A 22,817-nucleotide genomic window follows, 5' to 3' on the forward strand; every position below is an offset into this window, starting at 1 on the left:
GGCGGCTTGGCGGGGGTCAGTGTTTGCGGGCGCGCCAGAGGAGGAAGAGGGCCGAGGCCAGGGCCGCTGAGCGGAGTGTCCAGGGCCAGGTCTCCGAGATCGCCGCCCCCATCGCCTCGCCCCCCGCCGCCACCGGCGCCCCCCAGCGGCCCTCCACCCGGCCCCAGAGCCAGACCGCGCCCCCCGTGGCCGCCAGGGCCGGGAGCACCACGACCGCCCACTGGGCCTCCGCGCGGGACAGGCGGCGGGAGGTGTACGCGAGGAGCCAGCCCACGGCCAGCGGTACGAGGGAGCCGAAGGCCGCCCCGCCGATCAGGAGCAGCGCGGCCAGGAGCAGGAAGGGGCTGCCCAGGCGGAAGCGTCGGACCGGTGCCGCCTGTTCCACCGGTTCGGCCGCAGCGGCGCGGCGCAGCAGCCGGCGCCACCCCCGGCGCGGCGCCTCGGCCGCCTCCTCACCCTCCTCCCACTCCTCCTCGTCCTCCTCCACCGGCGGCTTCAGCAGTTCCGGGATCTCCACCCCGCCCCTGAACCCCGGCACCAGGTCGTCCCCCGGCCGCGGCTCCGGCGTGCCGTCCAGGCGCCACCAGTCCGGGTCCGTGTCGGCCGCCCCGACCTCGTCCGTACCCGCCACGTGCGGCGGCGCCGCCCCCACGTCCGGCACCGCGCCCCTGCTCCGCGACCGCCCCCGCTGCTCCGGTACCGCCCGGTCCACCACCTCGTCCGGGGTGCCCAGCTCGTCGAGGATGCCGCGGACCGCCGTCGGACTCTCCCGGCCGTCCGTGGCGCGCCGACGGTCGATCTCGCCCCGCAGCGACGACACGAGCCGCATCCGCGTGCCCGACGACAGCTGCCGCTGCTGCGCCAGATCGCCGACCCGGCTCAGATAGTCGAAGACCAACTGGTCGCTCTCGATCCCCACAGTGCCCCTCCACGGCCGGTACGCCCCGACGTTAGCGCCCGCGCAGGGGCTAACGTGGGGCGGATGGGGATCGGTGAGCTCGATCGGGAGGCGCACGTGCCCGGAGGAACTGGTGCCGCCGCTGCGCCACGCACGCTTGCGGAGGCGCTGCGCGCGCGGGGCGACGAAGGGCTGGCCGCGCTGCTGCGCGCCCGCCCGGATCTCCTCTCCCCCGTGCCGAACGACCTGACCCAGCTCGCGACCCGGGCCGGTACCCGCGGCTCCGTCGTGCGCGCGCTCGAACGGCTCGACCGGTTCACGCTCCAGACCGCCGAGGCGCTGGCCGTGGCCCCGGACCCCGCCCCGTATCCCGTACTCCTCGCCCTGCTCACCGGCGACGACGGCGACCCGGACATCGAGGCCGCGCTCCCGCGCGCGCTGGAGGTCCTGCGCGAGCAGGCGCTCGTCTGGGGCGACGACGACCGGCTGCGGCTCGTGCGGACCGCGCGGGAGCTGCTCGCGCCCTCACCGCAGCACCCGTCCCCCACCGGTCTGGGGCCGACCGTCGCCGAGGCCACGGCGGGGATGTCGCCCGGCCGGATCCAGGAGATCATCGCGGCGGCCGGACTGCCCGCGACGCACGACCCGGTCTCGGCGGTCGCCGCGCTGACCGAGCTGTTCACCGACCGGGACCGGATGGGCGCGCTGCTCGACACGGCGCCGCCCGAGGCGCTGGCGGTTCTCGACCGGCTGGTGTGGGGTCCGCCGTACGGAGAGGTGACGGCGAACCCCGCCCCGCCGGTCCGCTGGCTGCGTGACCGCGGCCTGCTCCTGCCCTCCTCGACGCGCACGGTGGTGCTGCCGCGCGAGGCCGCGCTGCACCTGCGGGGCGGCCGGGCCCACCGCACGCCGGAGCCGCACGCCCCGGCACTGTCCGTCCTGCGCGCGTACTCTCCCAAGGCTGTGGACAACGCGGCGGCCGGCCAGGCGTACACGGCGCTCGCGACGGTCGAGGAGATGCTGAAGGGCTGGAACCAGGGCGGTCCCGCCGTCCTGCGCTCGGGTGGTCTGTCGGTACGGGACCTCAAGCGGACGGCCGCGGCACTGGACGTCACGGAGCCGGTCGCCGCGTTCTGGCTGGAACTCTGTTACGGGGCGGGGCTGCTGGCCTCGGACGGCGAGGCGGACGAGCGGTACGCGCCGACGCCCGCGTACGACGACTGGCTCGACCTGCCCGCGGCCGAGCGTTGGGCCGCGCTCGTCACGGCCTGGCTGGTGGGGACGCGTACCGCCGGTCTGGTCGGCGGCCAGGACGCGAAGGGCCGCGCGCTGTCGGCGCTGGGCCCGGACCTCGACCGGGGCGCGGCGCCGGAGGTCCGGCGGCGGGTGCTCACCCTGCAGGCCACGCTGCCGCCGGGCGCGGCGGCGGACCCGGAGTCGGTGCTGGCGCGCCTGCGGTGGGAACGCCCCCTGCGGGGCGCGGCCGCCAGGCCCACGGGGCCGGGCACTCAGGGCGCGGGCACGGGAGCCGGCGGGGGCGCGCCCGCGGGTGCGACATTCGGTGCCGGTGCCGGCGCGCACGGCCACGGCGCGGGTACGGGCACGGCGTACGGCCGAGGTGCAGGCGCAGGCGCAGGCGCAGGCGCAGGCGCAGGCGCAGGCCACGGTACGGGCACGGCGTACGGTCGAGGCACCGACCACCCCGGGCACCCCTCCGCCGCGCACACCGCCCCCACCGACCTCCGCTCCCGCATCGCCCTGTGGACCCTCTCCGAGGCCGAGATGCTCGGGATCACCGGCCGCGGGGCCCTCGCCTCGCACGCCCGGGCGCTGCTCAACCTGCCCCTCGCCGAGGCCGCCGCCGAGCCGGTGGCCCTCCACGACGTCGAGCTGTCCGTCGCCGCCTCCCGGGCCGCGGCCCTGCTCGCCCCGCTCCTCCCCGAGGCCGTCGACCACGTACTGCTCCAGGCCGACCTCACCGCGGTCGCGCCCGGGCCGCTCCGGCGTCCCCTCGCCGACATGCTCGCCGTCCTCGCGGACGTGGAATCGAAGGGTGGCGCGACCGTCTACCGGTTCACGCCCGGCTCCGTGCGCCGCGCGCTCGACGCCGGACGCAGCGCTTCCGATCTGCACGACTTCCTGACGGCACACTCCCGTACGCCGGTCCCGCAGCCCCTCGCGTACCTCATCGACGACGTGGCGCGGAGGCACGGCCATCTGCGGATCGGCGCCGCCTCCGCCTACGTACGCTGCGACGACGACGCGCTCCTCGGCGAGATCCTGGCCGACAAGCGGTCCACGTCGCTGCGGCTGCGCCGCCTCGCGCCCACCGTGCTCGCCGCCCAGACCGACCCGGCGTCGCTGCTCGACGGACTGCGGTCGATGGGGTACGCCCCGGCCGCCGAGTCCGCGGAGGGCGATGTCCTGATCACCCGCGCCGACGCCTACCGCACCGGCGCCCGCACCGCGCCCGCCCCCGTCCCCGAGGGCCCGCCCGTACCGGACACGACCCTGCTCGGCGCGGCGGTCCGCGCGATCCGGGCCGGGGACCTCGCCTCGACGGCCGTCCGCAAGGAGCGCCCCGAGGGCGCCCCGCCGGCCCCCGGCGAACTTCCCCGCACCTCCGCCGCCGAGACCCTGGCCACGGTCCAGGCCGCCGCGATGACGGGTTCGGCCGTGTGGATCGGCTACGTGAACGCGGGGGGCGCGGCCAGCCAGCGGGTCATCGCCCCGGTCCGGGTGGAGGGCGGCTTCGTGACGGGTTACGACCACACGGCGGACGAAGTCCGCACGTACCCGCTGCACCGCATCACGGGCGTCGCGGAACTGGCGGACGACCACGTGTAGGTCCCCCGGGGCGAAGGTCACCCGCTGCTCCCCCCTGCACCGGCCGCCCGTCATGCACACTGGATGTTTGGCCGCTACCGGAATCCAGGGAGCGGCACGGCGGGAAGGACCCTGAAGGCGTGAACGGACCACTCATCGTCCAGAGCGACAAGACCCTGCTCCTGGAGGTCGACCACGAGCAGGCCGACGCCTGCCGGCGAGCCATCGCGCCCTTCGCGGAGCTGGAGCGGGCGCCCGAGCACATCCACACCTACCGGGTGACCCCGCTCGGGCTGTGGAACGCCCGGGCGGCCGGGCACGACGCCGAGCAGGTCGTCGACGCGCTGGTCGAGTTCTCCCGCTACCCCGTGCCGCACGCGCTCCTCGTGGACGTCGCCGAGACCATGGCCCGCTACGGCCGGCTCACCCTCTCCAAGCACCCCACCCACGGCCTCGTCCTCACCAGCACCGACCGGCCCGTCCTGGAGGAGATCCTCCGCTCGAAGAAGGTGCAGCCGCTGGTCGGCGCCCGGATCGACGCGGACACGGTCGCCGTGCACCCCTCCGAGCGCGGGCAGATCAAGCAGACGCTCCTCAAACTGGGCTGGCCGGCCGAGGACCTGGCCGGGTACGTGGACGGCGAGGCGCACCGCATCGACCTCGCCGAGGACGGCTGGGCGCTCCGGCCGTACCAGAAGCAGGCCGTCGAGGGCTTCTGGCACGGTGGCTCCGGGGTCGTCGTGCTGCCCTGCGGCGCGGGCAAGACGCTGGTCGGCGCCGGTGCGATGGCGCAGGCCAAGGCGACCACGCTGATCCTGGTGACGAACACCGTCTCGGCCCGTCAGTGGAAGCACGAGCTGGTGAAGCGGACCTCGCTGACCGAGGACGAGATCGGCGAGTACAGCGGTACGAAGAAGGAGATCCGGCCGGTCACCATCGCCACGTACCAGGTCCTCACGACCAAGCGGAAGGGCATCTACCCGCACCTGGAGCTCTTCGACTCCCGGGACTGGGGCCTGATCGTCTACGACGAGGTGCACCTGCTGCCGGCCCCCGTCTTCAAGTTCACCGCCGACCTGCAGGCCCGGCGGCGGCTCGGGCTGACGGCGACCCTCGTCCGAGAGGACGGGCGGGAGTCGGACGTGTTCTCGCTGATCGGCCCGAAGCGCTTCGACGCGCCGTGGAAGGAGATCGAGGCGCAGGGGTACATCGCGCCCGCCGACTGCGTGGAGGTCCGGGTCAATCTGACGGACGCCGAACGGCTCGCGTACGCGACGGCGGAGGCGGAGGAGAAGTACCGCTTCTGCGCGACGACGGCGACGAAGCGGAAGGTGACGGAGGCCCTGGTGCGGAAGTTCGCCGGGCAGCAGATCCTCGTCATCGGCCAGTACATCGACCAGCTGGACGAGCTGGGCGAGCACCTGAACGCGCCGGTCATCAAGGGCGAGACGTCGAACACGCAGCGCGAGAAGCTCTTCGAGGCGTTCCGCCAGGGCGAGATCAGCGTGCTGGTCGTCTCGAAGGTCGCGAACTTCTCGATCGACCTGCCCGAGGCGACGGTCGCGATCCAGGTGTCGGGCACGTTCGGCTCCCGCCAGGAGGAGGCCCAGCGCCTCGGCCGGGTGCTCCGGCCGAAGGCCGACGGCCACCAGGCGCACTTCTACTCGGTGGTCGCGCGGGACACGATCGACCAGGACTTCGCGGCGCACCGCCAGCGGTTCCTGGCCGAGCAGGGGTACGCGTACCGGATCGTCGACGCGGACGAACTGATGGCAGGCGACGCACCCGCCTAGACCACGCCGAAGGGCCCCGTCCGGACCGGACGGGGCCCCTTTGCGTGCAGTCGTCAGACCGCCGGGTTCAGAACCAGCTTCGCCTTGTTGTTCCCGACGTTCGGGTCGAACGGCAGGGGCGCGTCGCCGTACGGGGGCTTCAGCGTGATCGCGCCCTTGGCGCCGGTGACGACGGTGTCGATCCGCAGCTCGAAGGGGAACGTCACCGTCTGCTGCTCGGCCACCCACATCGGGAGCTGGCACAGGTAGCGCGGTGCACCGGTGCGGGTCTCGCTCTCGTACCAGCCGCCGTCCAGCGTGCGGGGCTCGCAGCTGTCCGGGACGGCCGTGACGGTGGCGCCGCGGGGGACGGTCATGTCGACGGCGGCGACCGGGTCGCCGGAGCCGAGGTTGGCGATCCACGCCGGGCCGCGGTTACGGAAGGTCAGCTCGGCCTTCACCGTCTCACCGGCGGCGCCGCTCACCTTCGCGCCGCGGACCGCGAAGTCCGCCGTGTTCCTGGCCCCGATCGAGGCGATCGCGCCGTTGCTCTCCGGCGCCAGGTCCTCGACGCCACCGCGGGGCTGCACACCCATGTCGATGCGCTCGGCGAGCGCGTACGACGCGACCGTCGCCCGCAGCGGCGACGGCAGGGCGAAGGAGCCGCCCGGCTCGACGACGTCGTCGAAGGCGCACTCCACCTTGGTGACCGGCTTGATCGTGCCCTCGCCGACCGGCGTGCTGGTGCACTGCGGGGCGACGGCGCCGATGTCGAGTCCGCGGGTGGCGTAGAAGGTGACCTGGACGCCTTCCGCCCGCTCGTTGCCGTTGTTGACGACGGAGAACGGCACGGGCACGGTGCTGCCCGGCGCGACGTCCGAGACCGGCGCGGGCTGGTTCAGGACGAGGTCGGGGCCGGAGGCGACCCGGACCGTGGTGGAGTTCTCGTGCGCCGTGAGCAGGCCGCCCTCGCCCGTCGTCGTGGCCGTCGCCGTGTAGGAGATCCGGCCGCCGACGCCGACGTCCGCCCCGGACGCCGCCCGGACCTTCAGATGGAGCTGGGGAGGGAAGCCCGTCAGCTGGACCTCGGGGAAGGAGCACACGGCGGTCGTACCGCTCGGCGCGCAGTTCTCCGGCCAGGTGACGTCGGCCACGCCTGCCAGGCCGGAGACGTCGACGGTGAGCCGGCCGTCGGTGACGCGATAGGTGTCGTTGTCATGGGAGAGGCCCAGGGCGACGGTGGTGGCAGGGGTCTGCGTGCCGTTGTCGGCGGCCTTGGGCAGCACGAGCTCGTACGGCGCCGAGATCCACAGCTGGTCGCTGTCGGCGGCGGCCGGGGTGGCGGCCATCCCGACCGTGAACAGACCCGCTGCGGTGACGCTCGCACCGAGTCGCGTGACGCGGCCGGCGGAAGGCTTTCTCATGATCTCCTCTGTTCCTCTGTGCTCCGTGGGGAGACGGCGGTGCGAAGAGGAGACCTCCGGGGGCGGGTGAAAGTTGCACGGTCCGCCGAGGCGAAAACGCCGAGGCGAAAATCGTTCGCCCGCCACCGTGGGCGGAAGCTACACTCTCCGACTTCCCCGCCTCCCTTTCGTGGAGAGTCGCCGTCCGGTCGGAAACCGGCGGCCCCCGTCATGCACGCGTACTCGGAGGCACCGCCATGTCCGCTTCGGACGACCCCCTCGCGCGCGAGCGCGCCCATCTCACCGACTCCCGTGCCGCGCTGCGCGCGATGCGCGAGGACGCCGAGGCGCTGGACATCAAGGACGTCACCGCGAACTGGGTCAACGCAGCGGTGCTGCAGGCCCAGATCGAGGAGCGGATCAAGGCGCTGGCCGACCTCTCCCACACCCCGCTGTTCTTCGGCCGGCTCGACTACCTGCACACCACGCAGGAGGGGCAGCGCTTCTACATCGGCCGCCGGCACGTCCACGACGCCCAGGGCGACCCGATGGTGATCGACTGGCGCGCCCCGGTCTCGCAGCCGTTCTACCGGGCCTCGAAGAAGGATCCGCAGGACGTGGGGCTGCGGCGCCGGTTCGGCTACACGGGCGGCGAGCTCACCGCGTACGAGGACGAGCACCTCTCCGACCCCGACGAGCTGGAACGGACGAGCAGGCTGCTCCAGGCGGAGATCGAGCGGCCGCGCGTGGGTCCGATGCGGGACATCGTCGCCACCATCCAGCCCGAGCAGGACGAGATCGTACGGTCCGGTCTCGCCGGAAGCGTCTGCGTGCAGGGAGGGCCGGGCACCGGAAAGACGGCCGTGGGTCTGCACCGGGTCGCGTACCTCCTCTACGCCCACCGGGAGCGGCTGGCCCGCACCGGCACCCTCGTCATCGGCCCGAACCGGTCCTTCCTGCACTACATCGAGCAGGTGCTGCCGGCGCTGGGCGAGCTGGAGGTGCGGCAGGCGACCGTCGACGACCTCGTGGCGCATGTCGAGGTGCGGGGGACGGACGAGGCGGCGACGGCGGTCGTGAAGGGCGACGCGCGGATGGCGGAGGTGCTGCGGCGCGCGGTCCGCTCGCACGTCACGCTGCCCACCGAGCCGCTGATGGTGGTGCGCGGCTCCCGCCGGTGGCGCGTACCGGCGTACGAACTGGAGCAGATCGTCCGGGAGTTGCTGGACCGGGACATCCGCTACGGCGCCGCCCATGACGCGCTGCCGCAGCGCGTCGCGCACGCGGTCCTGGTGCGGATGGAGCAGGCGGGTGAGGCGCCGGACGACCGTGTGCAGGACGCGGTGGCCCGCAACGCGGCGGTGAAGGCGTTCGTGAAGGCGGTCTGGCCCGCGGTCGACCCGGCGAAGCTGGTGCTGCGGCTGCTGAGCGACCCGGTCTTCCTGGCGGAGCACGCGGAGGGGGTGCTGTCGGCGGACGAGCAGAAGCTGCTGCTGTGGACGAAGCCCGCGCGGTCGGTGAAGTCGGCGAAGTGGTCGGCGGCGGACGCGGTCCTGATCGACGAGGCGAAGGACCTGGTGGAGCGCACGCACTCGCTCGGGCACGTGGTCCTGGACGAGGCGCAGGACCTGTCCCCGATGCAGTACCGGGCCGTGGGGCGCCGCTGCTCGACCGGCTCGGCGACGATCCTGGGCGACCTGGCGCAGGGCACGACGCCGTGGGCGACGGAGAGCTGGGCGCAGGCGCTGGGGCATCTGGGGAAGCCGGAGGCCGTGGTGGAGGAGCTGACCGCCGGTTTCCGTGTGCCGCGCGAGGTCATCGCGTACGCCTCCAGGCTCCTGCCGCACATGTCCCCGGGCCTGGCGGCCGTCGAGTCGGTCCGGGAGAACCCGGGCTCGCTGGAGATCCGGCGCTTCGGGCCGGATGAGCTGGACGCGGCCGTCGTCGCCGCCTGCGTGGAGTCCCTGGGGCACGAGGGATCGATCGGCCTGATCGCCGCCGACGCGCGGATCGCGCCGCTGGCGGAGGCGCTGACGGCCGCCGGCCTCGCGTACCTCGCCCCGGGCGAGGAGACGACGGCCGAGTCCCGGCTGACGCTGGTTCCGGCGTCCCTGGCGAAGGGCCTGGAGTACGACTACGTGGTCCTGGACGACCCGGCGGCGGTGGTCGACGGCGAGCCGGACGAGCGGACGGGCCTGCGGCGGCTGTACGTGGCGCTGACGCGTGCCGTCTCGGGCCTGACGGTGCTTCACTCCTCGGCCTTGCCGTCGCAGTTGGCCGAGGACTGACGGACGCGTTCCGCAGTGCGGCGAGGCCGGCTCAGAGCCGGCCTCGCCGTCGGACGGGTCCGCTCCTACGTGGCCGTGGGCAGGGCCACGAGGGAGTAGGACGTGTCGCTCATGCTGGCACCGACCGTGGTGACGTAGATCGTGTCCTTGTGCCAGAACGGCCACGCGCCGACGCCCAGGTTCTTGTCCACCTCTTCGGGATACTCGGCGACTGTCGTCATCGCACCGTTCTGGGGATCGAACTCCACCAGCTTCGGCTGCTTCGTGGCCTCGGTGACGTACACCAGGAGCCGCTCACCGCCGGTCTCCCTCAGCGGCATGTACTGGATCGCGTCCGCTGCCGGCGCCTTCCACAGCTCCTTGCCGGTGTCCAGGTCGTAGGCGACCAGCGTGCGCGACTCGCCCTCACCGCCTCGCTCGCTCGTCCCCAGAAGGAAGATGTTCCCGAAGCCTGCCGCCTGACGCATCGGCATTCCGTTGTCGTCCGTGAGGGCGTAGTACTTCTCCGTGATCTTCGGGAGCTCGCTGCGCAGTTCGCCGGACTTCTCGTCGAGTGCGAACACATCGACCCCTTGCCCCACCGCGCTGATGACGATCGGGGAGCTGGAGAGGACGATCTCCGCCTCGTCCTCACCGAACCGCTTCGTCCACCGGGCCTTGCCGGTGGCGGGGTCGATGAGGGACGCCTCGCTCCACTTCTCGCCGGAGAACGCGTCCCCGCCGTCGCACGCGTTGAGACGGATCAGATTCCTGCCACCGGTGTACGTGCCGGGGTAACAGCCCTTCGGAGCGGCCTTCTTCACGTCCCAGGCCGTGGAGCCGTCGGACGCCTTCAGCGCGACCTGTTCCAGGTCCGTCCTGACGACCACCGCCTCACCGGTCCGGGCCACCGCGAGCTTCGTGCCCGAGCCGAACTCGTCCTTCACCTTGAAGCGCTTGTGCCACAGCTCCTTGCCCGTGCCGAGGTCGAACGCGGCGACGTGATCACACTTGCCGTGTGCCCCACCGACGCCCGAGGCGCCGTAGGCGACGATCCCGATCCCGCCGTCGGAACCGGAGGGTGCCACGCACGCCTGGTTGCCCGCACCGGGGAGCGGTGTGGCCCACAACTTCTTCCCGGTGAGGCGGTCGTAGGCCTTCACACCGCCGGCCAGGGTCTGCACCACGGCCTTGTCGGTGAACCAGGTGCCGTCCACCTCCTGTTCGCTGCTCCCGCCCCACTCGGTCTTCGACGACACGCTCCACAGCGGCTCGGTGGAACCCGCCAGGAGATACCAGGCTCCTCCTCCCGCTCCGCCGAGGACGACGAGTGCGACGACGAGCAGCACGATCAGCCCGGTGTTCTTCTTGCGTGGCGGTGCTGCCGGTACGGGAGCCCCGGGGAACTGCTGCTGATAGCCGTAGCCCTGCTGTGGCGCCATCGGCTGCTGTTGCTGATAGCCGTAGCCCTGCTGCGGGTATCCATAGCCCTGCGGCGGCATGGGCGGCTGCTGCCCGTAGGGGTCGGTGCCCGGCACGGGACCGTTGGTGCTCATCAGCTGTTGCTCCTGACGTACTGGGCCCACGCGGCCTCGAATTCGCTCTCGCCCATGCCCACGGCCTTCCGCAGCTGCTGCTCGAACTCGGTGGGCTTCTTGTAGTGGGCCACGACGAATTCGAAGGCGGCCTCTTCGCCGCCCTTGTCGGCGATGAACTGCACCGCGAGATAGCTGAGCGCGTAGTTCATGCCGATCGGGTTGAGGGAACCCTCGAAGTCCTGCTCCGGCAGCTTGCCGTCGAAGTCCTCACCCGACAGATCGCGGCGGACACGGTCCTTCCCAAGTCCTCGGTCGAAGCGATACGCGACGTACTCCGCGAACCCCTCGACGACCCACGCCCGGATGCTCGTCTTCTCGTCGTAGCCGTACGACCCGTCGTCCAGGGGCTGGACGAGCGCGTGCGCGATCTCATGGCGGGATATCTCTGCTACGCCCCGCTGCCAGGCGGAGGAGGTGAAGCGGCTCGTGGAGGCGTCCAGCTTGATGCGCGCACCGCCGTACTCCAGCGCGTCCTCCGTGCCTCCCCCGTATCCCGCGTTGAAGGCCGGCATCGGCACGCTCTGCCCGGCGTCCCAGCCGACGTCCCGGCCGCCGTTGTTGTAGAGCTTCGTGTACGTCTTGCGGTCCGGCTCGATCACGACGAGGAAGCCGGAGGGTATGTCGGAAACCTCGGGAGCCTTCGACTTCCACAGCTCCACGTCGGCCTTCGCCGCCTGCTCGATGATCGGCGCGTAGCGACCGGCGGCGGCGGCGTTCTTCTTCGCCGCGATGGTCACGGTGTGCGCGTTCCGCTTGACGTACATGTCCTCGTAGAGGTCCCAGGGCGCCGGGTAGTAGACAGCGGATGCGAGCCCGTACGCGGAGGGTGAACCGCCCACGCCGGTGATGCGCGGCTCGGCGGACGCGGACTCCCGCTCCACCGTCCACCGGTACCACTCGGACACCGGACGTACGTCGACCCCCTTGATCTGATGGACGAAGGCGATGTCGAGGGCGACCTTCACGTCGGAGCCGTACTCGTCCGAGCCGCCGGTCTGCTTGAGAACCATGTACTTGGACTCGGCGAAGGGCACCTTGCGCAGGTTCCGGAAGAGCTTGCGCTGCTCCTCCTTGGCCTGGCCGACGAAGGGGGCGAGGTACGCGTCCTCGTCACCGCTCTTCAGCGCCTGGGTGCGGCCGTCGAGCAATGTGGCTATGTCCTCTTGGCTCACCACCTGCTCGGTGTCTTCCCCCGACCCTTCGGCAAGAGGCAGGGAACCCCCGCCGACCTCGTTGTACAAGGCGAACCCGCCGACACCGAGCACTGCCACGAGCGCCAGGACCGAGAGCCCGATGACGGCCGCCTTCAGGCCCTTGCCGCCGCCCGGGTTGCCGGCCGGCGGCGGTGGCGGAGGCGGTCCGGGCGGGTACCACCCGGGCTGCTGGGGCGGTGCCCCATGAGGGGCGATGGGCTGCTGGCCCGGTGCCCCGTACGGACCCGCGGGGCCCGGCCCTCCGGGCGGCGCCGAATACGACATAGTTTCCCTCTCGCACCATTCACTCGATGAGGGAGCACGTGGCACGGTCCGGCCTCACGGAGGAGCGAGCTTGCAACTCTGCCGGGCCTCGTCCGAGTTGCGTGTACGAGCTCATGCCGAGCACGTCTCGCAATCTCCCGGCCACCCTCCCCGTCACTCGCAGAACACCCTATGGCCTGCGCTCGCACAAGGCCGCCCCGCCCCGTAGGACTTCGGTGCAGAAACGGTGAGCAGACTCGATCGGGTACTCGGCGAGCGCCTCGGACCGGGCGCGGCGGGCGACGGCGGCCAGGACGGGGTTGGTGGCACGGTAGTAGTGCTCGGTCACCAGGCCCCAGCCGAGCGCCCAGCCCCGGCCCCGGGCCCAGGTCGCGTCGTCGACCTGGGCGGCCTCGCGGAACAGCGGGCGGGTCTCGGGGGTCAGGAGTGTCCAGGCGGCCATCATGTCGCAGGCCGGGTCCCCGGTGCCGACGCCGCCGAAGTCGATGACGGCGCTGAGCCGCCCCTCCCGGGTCAGCAGGTTGCCTGGCAGCAGGTCGCCGTGGACCCAGACGGGGTCGCCGTCCCACGGCGGAAGGCGCAGGACCGACTCCCATGCCTCGGTCGCGGCGGCGCCGTCGACCGTGCCGTCTCCACCGAGTTCACGCAGCGCGCGGTCGATGTGGTCCCCCGTCCACTCGGTGACCCGGCCGCCCCGGAAGGACCGCGGGCCTCCGGTGGCGTCCACGGCCCGCAGGGCCACGCCGAAGCGGCCCAACTCCACAGCCGCGTGGGCGAGATCGGTGAGGGGCTCGTCGAAGGCGTCGGCGCCGTCGAGCCAGCCGTACACCGACCAGGGCAGCGCGAAGTCCTCCCCCGGGACGCCCTTGCCCAGCGGCACCGGCACCGGCAGCGGGAGGTGCGGGGCGAGGTGCGGCAGCCAGCGCTGTTCCTTGACGATGGACCGGGCGTTGTCGGCGGTCTTCGGCAGCCGGACCGCCATCGCGTCGCCGAGACGGAACATGTCGTTGTCCGTCCCGGCGGACGGCACGTGCGTGACGGGCAGCTCCGCCCACTGGGGGAACTGGGCGGCGATCAGTCTGCGCACGAGGTCGGTCATGGCGCGGAGGGTAGCCAGCGGAACCCGCGCCGGGCGACCGGATTACGGTGGGGGCGGCGCGACCGCGAGAAGGGTGGAACCCCTATGTCCAGCACGACCTCCGTCACCGTCGTCACCGGCGGCAGCCGCGGGATCGGCGCGGCGACCTGCGTACGGCTGGCGGCCGAGGGGCACGATCTGGTGCTCGGGTACGTACGCGACGGCGCCGCCGCGGAGGAGACGGCGCGGGCGGTCCGGGCGGCGGGCCGGCGGTGTGCCGTCGTACGGGCCGACACGTCGGTGGAGGCGGACGTGGAGCGGCTGTTCGACACGGCGGAGGCCGAACTGGGCCTGGTGACCGGTCTGGTCAACAACGCGGGTGTGACGGGCCCGCTGGGCCGCCTCGCGGACGCCACGACCGAGGACCTGCGCCGGGTGGTGGAGGTCAACCTCCTGGGTTACCTGCTGTGTTGCCGCCGCGCCGCCCGCGACATGGGCGCGCACGGCGGGGGGGCGATCGTGAACATCTCCTCCGCCGCGGCCACGCTGGGCAGCCCCGGCGACTACGTCCACTACGCGGCCACGAAGGCGGCGACCGACGCCCTGACGGTGGGCCTCTCCAAGGAGCTCGGCCCGGACGGCATCCGGGTCAACGCGGTGGCTCCCGGCATCATCGAGACCGACATGCACGCGACGATGGGCGATCCGGACCGCCCGGCGAAGGCCGCGGCCACGATCCCCCTGGGCCGCCCGGGCCACCCGTCGGAGATCGCGGCGGCGGTGGCCTGGCTGCTGTCCCCGGACGCGTCGTACACGACGGGCACGATCCTGAGGGTCTCGGGCGGCCGCTGACCGGAGGCGAGAGCGCCGGCCCGCGGCCGTCAGCTCTCCTTGTACCAGCTCAGCCGCTCCCGCAGCACGCCGCTCTCGTCCTCCCCGGCCATCACCGAGGCCGCGTACAGCTCGGCCATGGGCGAGGCGATGTTGCCGTCCCGTACCCCCGGCTGGGTCAGGTACGGCTGGCCCGCCCATGTGGTGTCGTGCTCCTCCGGGTCCATGTAGCTCCACGCCGCGCCACGCGAGCGCCGCGCCACCTCCCCCACGTACCAGACGGCGCCCTGGAGGAACGACTCCGGCTCCGACGCCTCGAAGTGGGGGCCGGAGGAGAACCGTTCCTTGGTCAGCCGCTCCAGCACGTCGAGGGAGGAGGCGGAGAAGTCCCAGGTCTCCGCCGGCTGCCCGGTCTCCTGGACCCAGGCGGCGAACGCCCGCTCCCGTTCGGCGAGCCAGCCGGCCAGCCACGGATGGAGCGCGACCTCCGGCTCCGGGTCCACTCCCGGCGTGTGCTCCTTCACCGGCTCCCAGTCCGGCCGCTCCTCGCGCATCCCTGCCACGGCGTCGCTCAGCCGCCGGGCGGCCGCCGCGAACTCGTCGCCGGTACGGCGGCTCAGCGCCCGTTCGACCAAGAGCATCGGGGCCACCGGTTCGAGCCCGAGCGCGGCGTCCGGCACCACCACCGGCCGGCCCTCCACCTCACCGACCGGCTCCGTGTCCCAGCCCCATCCTCCGCCCGCGACCGTCAGCAGAACCTCACCGAGATAGGCCATGGCGTCGTTCACGAGTGCGACGCCCGGTTCCGCCGGCGCGTCCGGGGCGTAGTGGCGCAACAAGGCCGCCTCCAGCCGCGGCAGGGACTCCACGCCGAAATCGAGCCGCGTCTCTTCGGGAAGACTCTCCTCCCGCAGCCGGTCGATCGCCTCCGGAACGTGGTCGATCCACACGATCAGGTCCGGTACTCCGCCGGTGCGCACACTCTGTCCTGAGGTCATGCCCATGACCCTAGGGGGTTGGTCCCGCGCTGAACGAGTCGGCCACACCGGGCGGTTACCCACCTCACGCCCCGCGTGGCGCCCTTCGCCAACGGGAAGACACTGCCCTAGTGTGTGTCATGGCAGCGTCATGACGGGGGCTATGCGCGCTGCCCCCTCCTCCTCCCTGCCCCCAGGGAACCCAGTTGAGTCATCTCACCCGCATACGTACACGCTTCGGCGTGCGCGCGTCGGTCATCGCGGTCAGCGCCGGGCTCCTCGCCGGTGGACTGCCTTTCCTGGACGCCCAGGACGCCACGGCCGCGCCTCGTAACCGTTGCGACCAGAAGTACGGCCTCCCGGACACGCCGCCGCCGGCCGGCAGCCTGCCCGGCTCCAACGGCCGGGACGCCACCCCGAACGCCGAGCAGTACGTCTACGACTACGACAACCCGTCCCTCGGCTACGACGGGCTCCAGCTTCCGGCGAGTCAGAGGGAGTTGGAAAGCTACGGCAAGGACCCCAAAAAGTGGCCGAACGACCGCCACAAGCAGATCTACGCACGCTGGAACCGCAACCAGGCGAACACTGACGCGTCGAAGCGGTGGCCACGGGCCGACTTCGACGGGTGGCTGAAGGGAGTCATCCGCCTCGAAGGCAACGGCAAGCGAGGCGCCCAGTTCGAGCGCCAGGTCACCCGGCACTACAAGCTGGCCGGCCCGGACTGGCTGTGCCAGGGCTCGCTCAAGGGCATCGACAAGAAGCTGCACGAGGAGCTGAAGAAGGAACTCGGCGACAAGTTCCCGAACAAGGACCGACGGTTCGACGCGGTCAACCCCAGGACCAAGACGATCTACGAGTACAAGGCGGGAGGGCGCTTCGACTACAAGGAGATCCACGTCGACAAGGCCCTCGCCAGCCGGGGCTGGAAGGTCGTCTACATCTTCGGCGAGGAGCCCGACGAAGCCACGAAGCGGAAGCTCGCCGAAGTCGACGCCGACGGCAAGGGGAAGATCGGCAATTACAAGCACACCGCGACGCCCCAGCCGAAGTACAACAACAACACCGGCTACAACAAGCCCTCCGGCAGCCTGAACCCCGCCTGCCAGACCCCGCGCACCGGCACCATGAACCTCGCGGCCGCGGGCGGCATCTGCTCCGCCAACGGCGCCGCGGACCGGACGGCCAACGGCTCCCCGAAGAACCGGGAGCAGGCCCGCCGCGTCGCCGCGGCCGAACGCGCCGACGGGAACGCCTCGCAGCGTATGCGCGGCCCCGGCGGCGTCGACTTCTCCACCCTCGAGCTGCGCTACGTCGGCACCCCCGTCGATGGCAAGGGCCTGGACTACTCGTACAAGGCCGGGATCAACCCGGACGCGGACGAGAACCCCTCCTTCGGAGGCGAGGAGAAGGCCCAGCTCGTCTCGGACTCGTTCTTCACGTGGATGGCGCTCACCCCGGAGAAGTTCTGGGTGAACCTCAACCCGGACGAGCCGAACCGGGTCATGGAGGAGAAGTTCGGCACCACCGACGCCGGACGGGTGCTCCTGGAGGCCGACCTCCAGATGAAGCACGACTACGCGGCGTTCCTGAACCCCAAGGACGCGGACGCGGCCCGGGTCTGGGACTCCCTCACCCGCGTGGACGGCGCCCCGTGCCTGCACAGTGTGCGGAACTGGATCGAGCCGAAGCCCGCGCAGGTGCGCGAGCAGGACGGCGGCATCTACATCCTCGACGCCCCGCTGAAGGTCAAGTCCGTGCCACAGGAGTTCAGCGCCCCCGTCCCGGGTGAGAAGTGCCACCTCACCGAGGCGCAGATCCAGCACAACCACCGCCTGATCGAGCAGTACGTCATTCCCAAGATCGAAGAGAAGATCAACAAGAGCGACGAGCCGATCTACGCCGACCTGCGCCGGGTCTACACCTCCCGGGTGGCGGCCGAGTGGGTCATGCAGCAGGACCGCAAGAAGGCCGGCGACTACCACCGCATCATCGGCAGCAACGACGTGAAGAGCTGGCCGATCCGCGGCGAGAAGTGGGACAAGAACGACGTCTACCAGAAGTACGTGAAGTCCTTCAGGGAGGGCGACTACTCGTTCGAGCGCGAGTACGGCGGCCTCGTCTACACGTACAGCGTCGGCGGCGTGGACTTCTCCAAGGCGCCGAAGAAGAACATCCCCAAGGTGCGCTTCGACCTCGAGAACCCGCGCCTGCCGCAGGTCACCGACCGCTCGAAGATCGCACCGCGGGACTACCGCGACACCGGGACGCAGCTTCTGGGTGGCAGCACCCACGTGACGCCGTCCGGTGACCCCACGCCGGAGCCGACGCCGACGCCGACCGGCACCGGCAAGCCCGACCCGTCCCCCACCCCGACGGACCCGTCGAGCCCGGCCCCGTCCACCCCGGCGCCCACCGACGGCGGCCACACCCAGCCGCCCAGCGCGGACGGCGGACTCGCCGACACCGGTACACGGGTGGGCACGGTGGCCGGTCTGGCAGCGGCCCTCCTCGCGGCCGGCGGAGCCGTGATCTGGTGGAAGCGCCGCAGGAACTCCACGGCGCACTGACCCACCCCCGGCACCCGACAAAGGGCGCCCCCTCCTCGGAGGGGGCGCCCTTTGTCGTCTGCGCGTCCTCCGCGCCTACCCGTCCAGCGCCTCGCGCCAGACGCGGACCGCGTCCGGTGAGACCGGGGACGTCCAGCCCTGGGGGCGGGCCGCGCCGCCGATGTGGAAGGCGGTGAGGCCGGCCGAGCGGAGTTCCGGGAGGTGGTCGAGGCGCAGGCCGCCGCCGACCAGGATCTGCGGCTCGTAGCCCGGCTCGCCCGAAGCCGCCCGCGTCGCCTCGGCCTTGAGGACGGCGAGGCCGTCGTCGACGCCGGTCGCCGCGCCCGCCGTGAGGTAGGTGTCGAGGCCCGGCAGGTCCGCGAGCTGCTTGCGCAGGGTCTCGCGGTGCGCCGCGCGGTCGATCGCCCGGTGGAAGGTCCAGCGGCAGCCGTCCAGGACGGTGATCAGCCGCTCGACCGCCACCAGGTCCGCGTCCCCGTCCGCCGTCAGGAAACCGAGCACGAACTCCTCCGCGCCCGCCTCCCGCAGGTCGGACGCACGGGCCACCAGCGCGTCGATGTCTCCGGCCGCAAAGCCGTCGGCGAGCCTGAGCATCACGCGCAGCGGGATGTCCACGGCGCCACGGATCACCTCGAAGCCGGTCCGTGACGGCGTCAGCCCGTCCGCCGCCATGTCCGTGACCAGCTCGAGGCGGTCCGCCCCGCCCTCCTGGGCGGCGACCGCGTCCTCGGCGCCGAGGGCGATCACCTCAAGGACTGCACGCTTGCTCATCGAGCCCATTCCTCCATGAATGACGGCTACAGGTCTAGTCCAATGACCAGACTAGCCGTGCGAGTGACCTCCCGCATCGTGCGCGGCGCTGTCGGTCGACGCGGGACCGGTCGCGTGGCCGGGACCCGCGTGCACGGTGAAGGCCGCCGTCCGGACCTTCCCGCCGTGCTGGAAGTCCAGGAACAGACGGTACGTCCCCGCGCTGGGCGCCGTCGCCGTGAAGGAGACGTCCGGGCCGGGGCCGCCCTCGTTCGGGTGGACGTGGAGGTAGGCGAGGTCGCCGTCGCGGAGGGCGACGAGGTGGCCGTACGCGCCGAGGTACGGCTCCAGGTCGGTGACCGGCTTGCCGCCCCTGCTGACCGTCAGCTTCAGCTCGCCCGCCCTGCCGGGGGCGAGGGTGCCGCCCAGCGCGACCTGGTAGCCGTCGACCGTCGCGGTCGGCGCGGCGGCCGGCAGCGGCTGCGGGGCGTACGCGCCCGGTACGGACAGGTCCACGCCCAGGGTCACGCCCTTGGCGTTCTTCCCCGCGGGCTTGAAGTCGGCGAAGGCCTTGTACCCGCCCGCGGTGGGCAGGTCGACCGGCGTCGACCAGGTGCCGTCGGCCGCGCGCACGGGGTGCAGGTGGCGGTAGACCGTGAGGTCCCGCGAGGCCACGATGAAGTGCAGCTCCTTGCCGTGCTCGGTGGTGTACGCGGTGACCTTCCGGCCGGCCGCGTCCTTGATCGAGAACTTCAGCACGCTCGCGCCGGCGGCCGGCCTCGGCGTCTCCATGGCCAGCGTGTAGCCGCCGTCGGAGACCTGGAGGCCGCCGGCCGCGGGGGCGTTCGCCGCGCCCTCCCCATGGCCCGCGTGGCCTCCCGCCCCGGATTCCGCCCCCGGCTTCGACGCCGCGTGCTCCCCGTGCGTGGCCTTCGCCGGCTCGTCCACGGGTCCGACGCCCTTGCCGACCCCGTACGCGGTCCCGAAGGTCGCGGCGAGCGCGGCGGCGAAGGCAGTGATCTTCACACCGGTGTTCATGGCAGCTCTCCCGTACGTGAGTAACCGTTCGATGCACTTCACCATACCCCTGGGGGGTATCAAGTCAAGTCGGGGAGACGCTTGCGCCGGATACGGCAGGGGGGTATACATGGTCTCAGCCGGATACCCCCCGAGGGTATCCAACCCAGCGAGGAGGAAGACATGGGTTCCTGCTGTACTCCTGACAACAGCTGCTCGACCACCGCGGAGGGCACCACCACCGCCGTCGCCGACAGCACCGCCACCGTCTACGCCGTGTCCGGCATGACCTGCGGACACTGCAAGACCGCGATCACCGCCTCGGTCGGCGCGCTCGACGGAGTCATCTCCGTGGACGTCGACGTCGCCGGCGGCCTGGTGACCGTGACGACCGGCGGAGCGCCCGACGACGCCGCGATCGCCGCCGCCGTCGACGACGCCGGCTACGAGCTGACCGGCCGGGCCTGACCGTCCGGCCGAGCCCCACCCCGGCCGCCGGGGCCCGTCCGTCCATGGGCCCCGGCCCCCGAGTTCCCGCTTCAGGGCCGGCCGCCACGAGTCTCCACAGAAAGAGGTGCACCTTGTCCACCACGACGACACCCGGCGCCGCCCAGGTCGAGCTCGCCATCGGCGGCATGACCTGCGCCTCGTGCGCGGCCCGTATCGAGAAGAAGCTCAACCGCATGGACGGGGTCGAGGCCACCGTCAACTACGCCACCGAGAAGGCGAAGGTCACCTTCGACGCGGACGCCGACATCTCGGTCGCCGACCTGATCGCGACCGTCGAGGCCACCGGCTACACCGCCGCCGAGCCCCAGCCGGAGCGCACGGCCGCCGCGGGCGACGAAGGGCCCACCGACGAGGAGAAGGCCGACGAGGAGCTGCGGCCCCTCAAGCAGCGGCTGATCACCGCCGTCGCCCTCGCCGTCCCGACCATCGCCATGGCCATGGTCCCGGCGCTGCAGATCGAGTACTGGCAGTGGCTGAGCCTCACCCTCGCCGCGCCCGTGGTCGTCTATGCCGCCTGGCCGTTCCACCGGGCCGCGTGGACCAATGCCAAGCACGGCGCGGCCACCATGGACACCCTGATCTCGGTCGGCACGATCGCCGCGTTCCTGTGGTCGCTGTGGGCGCTGTTCTTCGGCACCGCCGGTACGCCCGGGATGACCCACCCCTTCGAGTTCACGATCGCCCGCACCGACGGCGCCGGGAACATCTACCTGGAGGCCGCGGCCGGCGTCACCGCCTTCATCCTGGCCGGCCGCTACTTCGAGGCCCGCTCCAAGCGCAAGGCGGGCGCGGCGCTCAAGGCGCTGATGCAGCTGGGCGCGAAGGAGGTGACGGTCCTCAGGAACGGCCGCGAGGTCACCGTACCGACCGCCGAACTCCAGGTCGGGGACCGCTTTCTGGTCCGCCCTGGCGAGAAGATCGCCACCGACGGCACCGTCGTCGAGGGCTCCTCCGCCGTCGACGCCTCCATGCTCACCGGCGAGTCCGTCCCCGTCGAGGTCGGAGTCGGCGACTCCGTCACCGGCGCCACGCTCAACGCCGGCGGCCGGCTCGTCGTCGAGGCCACCCGCGTCGGCGCCGACACCCAGCTCGCCCGCATGGCCAAGCTGGTCGAGGACGCCCAGAACGGCAAGGCCGCCGCGCAGCGCCTCGCCGACAAGATCTCCGCGGTCTTCGTCCCCATCGTGATCGCGCTCGCGCTCGGCACCCTCGGCTTCTGGCTCGGCTCGGGCTCCGGTCTGACGGCCGCCTTCACCGCCGCCGTCGCCGTCCTGATCATCGCCTGCCCGTGCGCCCTGGGACTTGCCACCCCGACCGCCCTCATGGTCGGCACCGGCCGCGGCGCGCAGCTCGGCATCCTCATCAAGGGCCCGGAGGTCCTGGAGACCACCCGCAAGGTCGACACCATCGTCCTGGACAAGACCGGCACCGTCACCACCGGCCGGATGACCCTCATCAAGGTCCACACCGCCGAGGGCACCGACGAGACCGACGTCCTGCGTCTCGCGGGCGCCCTGGAGCACTCCTCCGAGCACCCCATCGCCCAGGCCGTCGCCACCGGCGCCGCCGCCAAGGTCGGTACGCTCCCCACCCCCGAGGACTTCACCAACGTTCCCGGTCTGGGTGTGCAGGGCGTCGTCGAGGGCCACGCGGTCCTCGTGGGCCGCGAGAAGCTCCTCGAAGAGTGGGCGATGGAGCTGCCGCAGCCGCTGAAGTCCGCGAAGGACGAGGCCGAGAAGGCCGGCAAGACGGCCATCGCGGTCGCCTGGGACGGCAAGGCCCGCGCGGTCCTGGAGGTGGCCGACGCCATCAAGGAGACCAGCCCCGAAGCCATCCGACGGCTGCGCGCGCTCGGCCTGACCCCGATCCTGCTGACCGGTGACAACAAGGCCGTGGCCGAGTCCGTCGCCGCCGAGGTCGGCATCGACGAGGTCATCGCCGAGGTCATGCCGCAGGACAAGGTCGACGTCGTCAAGCGCCTGCAGGGCGAGGGCCGTTCGGTCGCCATGGTCGGCGACGGCGTCAACGACGCCGCCGCGCTCGCCCAGGCCGACCTGGGCCTGGCGATGGGTACGGGTACGGACGCCGCCATCGAGGCCGGCGACCTGACCCTCGTACGAGGGGACCTGCGGGCCGCGGCCGACGCCATCCGGCTCTCCCGCAAGACGCTCGGCACGATCCGCTCGAACCTGTTCTGGGCCTTCGCCTACAACGTGGCCGCCCTGCCGCTCGCCGCGGCCGGACTGCTCAACCCGATGATCGCGGGGGCCGCCATGGCCTTCTCCTCGGTCTTCGTGGTCGGCAACAGCCTGCGCCTGCGCGGTTTCCAGGCCGCCGACCGCTGACATCCCTGCGGACATCCGAGGAGGCCGCCGTGGCCGGTTACGTACAGCACAAGGAAGACATCATCAGGCGCCTGCGGCGCATCGAGGGGCAGGTCCGGGGGGTGCAGCGGATGGTGGACGAGGACGTCTACTGCATCGACGTGCTGACCCAGGTCTCGGCCATCAACGCGGCCCTCCAGTCCTGCGCCGTGGCCCTCCTGGACGAGCACCTCAGCTGCTGTGTCACCGAGGCGATCGCCCAGGGCGGGGACCAGGCGAAGGTGAAGGTGGGCGAGGCATCGAAGGCCATCGCCCGGCTGATCAGGACGTAAGCCTCCTTGAGGGGGCCACGTGAGGGGATCAACCGCCCTTGTGCGAAGGGCAGTCGGCGGACAGTCGGACGCTCAGGCGAAGACAGAGCCCGAGCACCTGACGGAGGAGCGTCAGCTCCACCGAACCGGGCAGACCGGGGCCGCAGACCTTCGCGCAGGGGCGGTTCTTCATGGGGATCGACATCC

General features: G+C 72.1%; 17 protein-coding genes. 8 read left to right on the forward strand and 9 right to left on the reverse strand.

Annotated elements, in window-relative coordinates; genetic code table 11:
* Positions 1-16: 16 nt before the first annotated feature.
* A complete protein-coding gene (locus tag ACFYV5_RS18755; protein ID WP_389169481.1) occupies positions 17-919 on the reverse strand; it encodes a hypothetical protein in 903 nt (300 codons plus the stop codon).
* A 63-nt stretch (positions 920-982) separates the two neighbouring features.
* Between ACFYV5_RS18755 and ACFYV5_RS18760 the strand changes: the two genes are divergently transcribed.
* Both ACFYV5_RS18760 and ACFYV5_RS18765 read left to right on the forward strand, forming a co-directional pair.
* A complete protein-coding gene (locus tag ACFYV5_RS18760) occupies positions 983-3,745 on the forward strand; it encodes a helicase-associated domain-containing protein (RefSeq protein ID WP_389169484.1) in 2,763 nt (920 codons plus the stop codon).
* Positions 3,746-3,864: 119 nt separating this feature from the next.
* Positions 3,865-5,517 carry a DNA repair helicase XPB gene (locus ACFYV5_RS18765; RefSeq protein WP_389169487.1) on the forward strand — a complete coding sequence of 551 codons (1,653 nt, stop codon included), beginning with the start codon at positions 3,865-3,867 and terminating at the stop codon, positions 5,515-5,517.
* A 53-nt stretch (positions 5,518-5,570) separates the two neighbouring features.
* Here ACFYV5_RS18765 and ACFYV5_RS18770 read toward each other — a convergent pair whose 3' ends face one another.
* Entirely contained in the window at positions 5,571-6,920 is a 1,350-nt protein-coding gene (locus ACFYV5_RS18770) for a hypothetical protein (protein WP_389169490.1), read from the reverse strand.
* 236 nt (positions 6,921-7,156) lie between these two features.
* On the opposite strand from ACFYV5_RS18770, the gene ACFYV5_RS18775 reads away from it, so the two are divergent.
* Positions 7,157-9,187 (forward strand): HelD family protein, encoded by a 2,031-nt coding sequence (locus tag ACFYV5_RS18775; RefSeq protein ID WP_389169493.1) that lies wholly within the window; start codon positions 7,157-7,159, stop codon positions 9,185-9,187.
* Between the two features lie 65 nt (positions 9,188-9,252).
* On the opposite strand, the gene ACFYV5_RS18780 is transcribed toward ACFYV5_RS18775, so the two are convergent.
* The 3 genes from ACFYV5_RS18780 to ACFYV5_RS18790 all read right to left on the reverse strand — a co-directional run bounded on the left by ACFYV5_RS18780 (position 9,253) and on the right by ACFYV5_RS18790 (position 13,341).
* Positions 9,253-10,722 (reverse strand): PQQ-binding-like beta-propeller repeat protein, encoded by a 1,470-nt coding sequence (locus tag ACFYV5_RS18780; RefSeq protein ID WP_389169496.1) that lies wholly within the window; start codon positions 10,720-10,722, stop codon positions 9,253-9,255.
* Positions 10,722-12,242 (reverse strand): hypothetical protein, encoded by a 1,521-nt coding sequence (locus ACFYV5_RS18785; protein ID WP_389169499.1) that lies wholly within the window; start codon positions 12,240-12,242, stop codon positions 10,722-10,724. Before ACFYV5_RS18785 ends, ACFYV5_RS18780 begins: the two co-directional genes overlap by 1 nt.
* 169 nt (positions 12,243-12,411) lie before the next feature.
* Positions 12,412-13,341, reverse strand: coding sequence for an aminoglycoside phosphotransferase family protein (locus ACFYV5_RS18790; RefSeq protein WP_389169502.1), 930 nt, complete (start codon positions 13,339-13,341; stop codon positions 12,412-12,414).
* A gap of 84 nt (positions 13,342-13,425) precedes the next feature.
* Between ACFYV5_RS18790 and ACFYV5_RS18795 the strand changes: the two genes are divergently transcribed.
* The gene (locus ACFYV5_RS18795; protein ID WP_389169504.1) at positions 13,426-14,172 is read left to right on the forward strand and encodes an SDR family oxidoreductase; all 747 of its coding nucleotides are present in this window, start codon (positions 13,426-13,428) and stop codon (positions 14,170-14,172) included.
* Positions 14,173-14,201: 29 nt separating this feature from the next.
* On the opposite strand, the gene ACFYV5_RS18800 is transcribed toward ACFYV5_RS18795, so the two are convergent.
* The gene (locus ACFYV5_RS18800) at positions 14,202-15,149 is read right to left on the reverse strand and encodes a hypothetical protein (RefSeq protein ID WP_389169507.1); all 948 of its coding nucleotides are present in this window, start codon (positions 15,147-15,149) and stop codon (positions 14,202-14,204) included.
* 221 nt (positions 15,150-15,370) lie between these two features.
* Between ACFYV5_RS18800 and ACFYV5_RS18805 the strand changes: the two genes are divergently transcribed.
* Entirely contained in the window at positions 15,371-17,698 is a 2,328-nt protein-coding gene (locus ACFYV5_RS18805) for an LPXTG cell wall anchor domain-containing protein (RefSeq protein ID WP_389169510.1), read from the forward strand.
* A 75-nt stretch (positions 17,699-17,773) separates the two neighbouring features.
* Here ACFYV5_RS18805 and ACFYV5_RS18810 read toward each other — a convergent pair whose 3' ends face one another.
* Together ACFYV5_RS18810 and ACFYV5_RS18815 are read right to left on the reverse strand one after the other, a co-directional pair.
* Positions 17,774-18,469: a copper homeostasis protein CutC gene (locus tag ACFYV5_RS18810; protein WP_389169513.1), complete on the reverse strand. Its 696-nt coding sequence runs from the start codon at positions 18,467-18,469 to the stop codon at positions 17,774-17,776.
* A 51-nt stretch (positions 18,470-18,520) separates the two neighbouring features.
* The gene (locus tag ACFYV5_RS18815; protein WP_389169516.1) at positions 18,521-19,486 is read right to left on the reverse strand and encodes a hypothetical protein; all 966 of its coding nucleotides are present in this window, start codon (positions 19,484-19,486) and stop codon (positions 18,521-18,523) included.
* 162 nt (positions 19,487-19,648) lie between these two features.
* Here ACFYV5_RS18815 and ACFYV5_RS18820 point away from each other — a divergent pair, with 162 nt between their 5' ends.
* The 3 genes from ACFYV5_RS18820 (at position 19,649) to ACFYV5_RS18830 (ending at position 22,631) form a co-directional block, all read left to right on the forward strand.
* Positions 19,649-19,933 carry a cation transporter gene (locus ACFYV5_RS18820; protein WP_355104595.1) on the forward strand — a complete coding sequence of 95 codons (285 nt, stop codon included), beginning with the start codon at positions 19,649-19,651 and terminating at the stop codon, positions 19,931-19,933.
* Between the two features lie 167 nt (positions 19,934-20,100).
* Positions 20,101-22,320, forward strand: a complete 2,220-nt coding sequence (locus ACFYV5_RS18825) for a heavy metal translocating P-type ATPase (protein ID WP_389169992.1) — start codon at positions 20,101-20,103, stop codon at positions 22,318-22,320.
* A gap of 29 nt (positions 22,321-22,349) precedes the next feature.
* On the forward strand, positions 22,350-22,631 hold the full coding sequence (locus ACFYV5_RS18830) for a metal-sensitive transcriptional regulator (protein WP_137994181.1): 282 nt from the start codon (positions 22,350-22,352) through the stop codon (positions 22,629-22,631).
* Between the two features lie 28 nt (positions 22,632-22,659).
* Here the strand turns inward: ACFYV5_RS18830 and ACFYV5_RS18835 are convergent, their stop codons facing one another.
* Positions 22,660-22,815, reverse strand: coding sequence for a hypothetical protein (locus tag ACFYV5_RS18835; protein ID WP_355104591.1), 156 nt, complete (start codon positions 22,813-22,815; stop codon positions 22,660-22,662).
* Positions 22,816-22,817 lie beyond the last annotated feature (2 nt).

The organism is Streptomyces sp. NPDC003035 (genome assembly GCF_042888285.1).
Classification (GTDB): Bacteria; Actinomycetota; Actinomycetes; order Streptomycetales; family Streptomycetaceae; genus Streptomyces.

Excerpts from the sequence above, each read along its gene's own strand:
- ACFYV5_RS18810 (WP_389169513.1), bottom strand. The coding sequence starts at position 18,469 with ATGAGCAAGCGTGCAGTCCTTGAGGTGATCGCCCTCGGCGCCGAGGAC.
- ACFYV5_RS18780 (WP_389169496.1), bottom strand. The coding sequence starts at position 10,722 with ATGAGCACCAACGGTCCCGTGCCGGGCACCGACCCCTACGGGCAGCAG.
- ACFYV5_RS18760 (WP_389169484.1), top strand. The coding sequence starts at position 983 with ATGGGGATCGGTGAGCTCGATCGGGAGGCGCACGTGCCCGGAGGAACT.
- ACFYV5_RS18795 (WP_389169504.1), top strand. The coding sequence starts at position 13,426 with ATGTCCAGCACGACCTCCGTCACCGTCGTCACCGGCGGCAGCCGCGGG.
- ACFYV5_RS18815 (WP_389169516.1), bottom strand. The coding sequence starts at position 19,486 with ATGAACACCGGTGTGAAGATCACTGCCTTCGCCGCCGCGCTCGCCGCG.
- ACFYV5_RS18835 (WP_355104591.1), bottom strand. The coding sequence starts at position 22,815 with ATGTCGATCCCCATGAAGAACCGCCCCTGCGCGAAGGTCTGCGGCCCC.
- ACFYV5_RS18820 (WP_355104595.1), top strand. The coding sequence starts at position 19,649 with ATGGGTTCCTGCTGTACTCCTGACAACAGCTGCTCGACCACCGCGGAG.
- ACFYV5_RS18775 (WP_389169493.1), top strand. The coding sequence starts at position 7,157 with ATGTCCGCTTCGGACGACCCCCTCGCGCGCGAGCGCGCCCATCTCACC.
- ACFYV5_RS18770 (WP_389169490.1), bottom strand. The coding sequence starts at position 6,920 with ATGAGAAAGCCTTCCGCCGGCCGCGTCACGCGACTCGGTGCGAGCGTC.
- ACFYV5_RS18825 (WP_389169992.1), top strand. The coding sequence starts at position 20,101 with ATGACCTGCGCCTCGTGCGCGGCCCGTATCGAGAAGAAGCTCAACCGC.
- ACFYV5_RS18785 (WP_389169499.1), bottom strand. The coding sequence starts at position 12,242 with ATGTCGTATTCGGCGCCGCCCGGAGGGCCGGGCCCCGCGGGTCCGTAC.
- ACFYV5_RS18790 (WP_389169502.1), bottom strand. The coding sequence starts at position 13,341 with ATGACCGACCTCGTGCGCAGACTGATCGCCGCCCAGTTCCCCCAGTGG.
- ACFYV5_RS18800 (WP_389169507.1), bottom strand. The coding sequence starts at position 15,149 with ATGACCTCAGGACAGAGTGTGCGCACCGGCGGAGTACCGGACCTGATC.